This window comes from Xenorhabdus beddingii, from assembly GCF_002127545.1.
Taxonomy (GTDB): domain Bacteria; phylum Pseudomonadota; class Gammaproteobacteria; order Enterobacterales; family Enterobacteriaceae; genus Xenorhabdus; species Xenorhabdus beddingii.
On record NZ_MUBK01000192.1, the window covers coordinates 1 to 305 of the forward strand.

Here is a 305-nt window from a genome sequence, read left to right on the forward strand (position 1 = left end):
GTCGTAACAAGGTAACCGTAGGGGAACCTGCGGTTGGATCACCTCCTTACCGAAAGATAGTACGTATTGCAGAGTGCTCACACAGATTGTCTGATGAAATGCCACATGAGCAGCGCGTCTGCGAAGAAGACCTGATGTCCCCTTCGTCTAGAGGCCTAGGACACCGCCCTTTCACGGCGGTAACAGGGGGTCGAATCCCCTAGGGGACGCCATTCTGCTCAGGCCCTGGGTGAAAGCCGGTGCCGCAAGATAGTGCTAAACGAACTGGTGACAGTGGGTTTAGCAGTATGTGCTCTTTAACAATC

At 53.8% G+C, this 305-nt stretch carries 1 tRNA gene; it reads left to right on the forward strand.

Annotation, left to right across the window (positions count from 1 at the left end):
• Nucleotides 1-136: 136 nt before the first annotated feature.
• Nucleotides 137-212 (forward strand) — tRNA-Glu (locus tag Xbed_RS19225).
• Nucleotides 213-305 lie beyond the last annotated feature (93 nt).